Below are 3,205 nucleotides of genomic sequence, written 5' to 3' on the forward strand. Positions count from 1 at the left end.
ACACCGTCCGCCTCCGCCTCGCGAACGACACGACGTACGTCGACCTCCGCGGCCCCACCACCTGCGCGCTGATCACAGGCGCCGAGAAGCAGGCCCTCCACGACCGTCTCGGCCCCGACCCCCTCCGCCCGGACGCCGACCCCTCAGCGGCGTACCGCCGCATCTCCCGCAGCCGTACGACGATCGCCGCCCTCCTCATGGACCAGAAGGTCATCGCGGGCGTGGGCAACGTCTACCGCGCCGAGGTCCTCTTCCGGCACACCATCGACCCCTACCGCCCCGGAAGGGACATCACCTCCGGGGAATGGGACGCTCTGTGGGCCGACCTCGTCGAGCTCATGCGCGAGGGCGTGCGCAACAACCGCATCGACACCGTCCGTCCGGAGCACACCCCGGAGGCCATGGGCCGACCGCCCCGTATCGACGACCACGGCGGCGAGGTGTACGTGTACCGCAGGGCCACCCTGCCCTGCCATGTCTGTGGCGGCGAGATCCGCACCGCCGATCTCGCCGCCCGCAACCTCTTCTGGTGCCCCACCTGCCAACAGAGCTGAACCTGCGGGCGGAGCCGAACGCGCCTCAGAACCCTGCGGAGCCGAACACGCCCTCAGAACCCGTGCGGCAGCCAAGGCGCCACGGCCGACGAGAAGCCCACCGACGCCTCCGCCAGCGCACCCTGCCGCACCTCCCGCACCCGCCCGGCCGCCGCCAGCGACGCCAGGCTCACCCCGCCCAGATACGCCGCCCCCAACTCCCGTACGGACAGGGCGAGATCGGCGGGGTCGTCCGTCCGCGTGCAGCTCGCGCCCTTCGCGTCACCCGTGAGCCGCCAGCGCCCCTCGTTCCAGGGGCAGAACGCGTCCTCGACCTCGAACACCACGTCCACCGGCGCCTGGTACGTCCGCGCCTCCAGCGCCGCGCCCACGTCCACGAGCCGTACGTACAGCGAGTCCCGCATCCGCACCTGACAGCGCCGGATGTCGGACACCATGTGCAGCCACGCCTCGTCGACCGGCCGCCCGTACGCGACGACCTTCGACGTCAGGTCGATGTCGAAGAGGAACCGCCACAGCGCCGCGTGCGCGGCCGGGTCCAGGGCCTCCAGGTCCCGCAGATGCACGGCGCTCCGGGCGCCCGCGTGGTCCCAGTCGCCCTTGATGCGGAAGCGGGTGTACCCCACCACCTCTCCGCCCCTCTCGGCGACCACGCACTGCAACGGCGACTGCCCGTTCCGGTCGCTCTCCGGGTCCAGCAGCCCCAGCCGCTCCCAGCCGGGCTGCCGCGCCAGCATGCCCGGCCGCTCGGGCACCCGCCGCGCGTACACCGCTTCGCACGCCTCGATCACCTCGGCCGGCGGCGCGTACCGCAGGCGTACGTCGTCCGTACCGGGCGGCACGAGCAGTTGTGCGCGGGTGGTGTCCACCTCGACGCTCAACTGCTGCGTGGCGGCGGCGTATCCGAACCGCCCGTAGATCACGGGCTCCGAGGCCGTCAGTACGGCGAGGGGCTCACCCCATGAGCGGATGTCGTCCAACTGCCGCCGCATCATGGTCCGTAGCAGTCCGCGCCGCCGGTGCGTGGCCGCGACGCTCACCATCGTGATGCCCGCGGCCGGGACCGAGGCGCCGCCCGGGACGGTGATACGGAAGGTGAACGCGCCCGCCGTGCCCACGCATTGGTCACCGTCCCAGACGCCGATGGCACGGTCGTGTTCCGTGAGGTCGTCCCACAGTTCGCGCTCCTCGGTGGACTCGGCCACACCGCCGAACGCACGGATGAGGTTGTCGTACCAAGCGTTCCACTCGGCCTTCCGCAGCACCCGCAAGTCAGTCGCCATACGCCATGCCTACCAGGACAATCCGGGCTGGGCGAGCTATTTTCGCTCGGCCCCCCGGAGGGCCGGGCGGGCCGGTCCGCGCTGTCCCGCAGCGCGGGATCTGTGTGAGATTCGTCGTGAACCGGCCCTCGGAAGGGGGACAAGTAGGACCTCCCGTGCACAAGAGCTGGTCCGATCGATAAGGTCCCGAACAATGGCAGCAGGACGAGAGCGGCGCGCGGAGGCCGAGACGTTCACGGCCCGGTTGAAGAAACTGGCTCACCGGGTCCGCACCGGCGTGCGCAAATCCGCCGTCGACTACTTCCGGGGGGACGGCTCCGACTGGGTCGCGCTCGCCGGTCTGATGCTGCTGATCCCCCTGATCGCCGCGTGCACGATGGCCAACTCGGTGTGGGTGTCCCCGGCGGTCCTGGTCCTCCCGATCGTCGCGGGCGGCCTGCTGCTGCGCCCGGCCAGCCTGTTGGCGCTGTACGCGGCCGCGGCGACCGCCCTGATAGTGGAGTCGGTGCAACTCGGCCCGTACACGGAGGGCCCGTCCCGGGTGACGCCGGGCATCGTACTCGTCGTCGCGGCCTGCGGTTTCTTCGGACTTCTCATCGCGCAGTTCCGCAGCCGGGTCGGTGTTCCCTGGCGGCGGGGCGGCACGATGCTCTTCGACCTGCGCGAACGCATCCGTGTGCAGAGCAAGTTGCCCCAGCTGCCGTTGGGCTGGCACCGGGAGATGGCGCTGCGGCCGGCGGGTGGGCAGTCCTTCTCGGGCGACTTCGTGGTCGCGGCCCGTACGAACGGCGGCCGCACGCTGGAGGTCGTCCTCACGGACGTCTCGGGCAAGGGCATGGACGCGGGCTCACGCGCACTTCTCCTCTCGGGCGCCTTCGGGGGACTTCTGGGATCGCTCCCACCCCATGCCTTCCTCCCCGCCGCGAACGGCTACCTCCTCCGCCAGGACTGGGACGAGGGCTTCGCGACCTCGATCCACCTCGTCCTGGACCTGGACTCGGGCGACTACGAACTCTTCTCCGCCGGGCACCCTCCGGGGCTCCAACTCAGCGCGGGCAGCGGCCGCTGGGAGGAGAAGGCCGCGGAGGGACCGCTGCTGGGCGTGTACGACGGCGCCCAGTTCGACCCGGTCAAGGGCTCTCTCCGCCCCGGTGACGTCCTGATGCTGTTCACTGACGGGCTGGTCGAGACCTCCGACCGCGACATCGTCGAAGGCATCGACCGCCTGACGGGCGAGGCCGACCGCTATGTCGCCGGCGGTTTCCACGGCGCCGCCTGGCACCTCATCGAAGCGGTCGCCAAGGACGTGAACGACGACCGAGCCCTCCTCCTGATCTCCCGAGAGGGCCCAACGGCCCCCCGCTGACC

3 protein-coding genes are annotated in these 3,205 nt (G+C 71.2%); 2 read left to right on the forward strand and 1 reads right to left on the reverse strand.

Annotated elements, in window-relative coordinates; genetic code table 11:
• On the forward strand, positions 1-554 hold a 554-nt coding region (locus tag FNH08_RS47600; RefSeq protein WP_152778134.1), incomplete at its 5' end, for an Fpg/Nei family DNA glycosylase.
• Between the two features lie 53 nt (positions 555-607).
• On the opposite strand, the gene FNH08_RS47605 is transcribed toward FNH08_RS47600, so the two are convergent.
• Complete coding sequence (locus tag FNH08_RS47605; RefSeq protein WP_152778135.1) at positions 608-1,837, reverse strand: GNAT family N-acetyltransferase; 1,230 nt, start codon at positions 1,835-1,837, stop codon at positions 608-610.
• A 193-nt stretch (positions 1,838-2,030) separates the two neighbouring features.
• Between FNH08_RS47605 and FNH08_RS47610 the strand changes: the two genes are divergently transcribed.
• A complete protein-coding gene (locus FNH08_RS47610) occupies positions 2,031-3,203 on the forward strand; it encodes a PP2C family protein-serine/threonine phosphatase (protein ID WP_152778136.1) in 1,173 nt (390 codons plus the stop codon).
• The last annotated feature ends 2 nt before the right edge of the window (positions 3,204-3,205 follow it).

This window comes from Streptomyces spongiae (genome assembly GCF_009377185.1).
Taxonomy (GTDB): Bacteria; Actinomycetota; Actinomycetes; order Streptomycetales; family Streptomycetaceae; genus Streptomyces; species Streptomyces spongiae.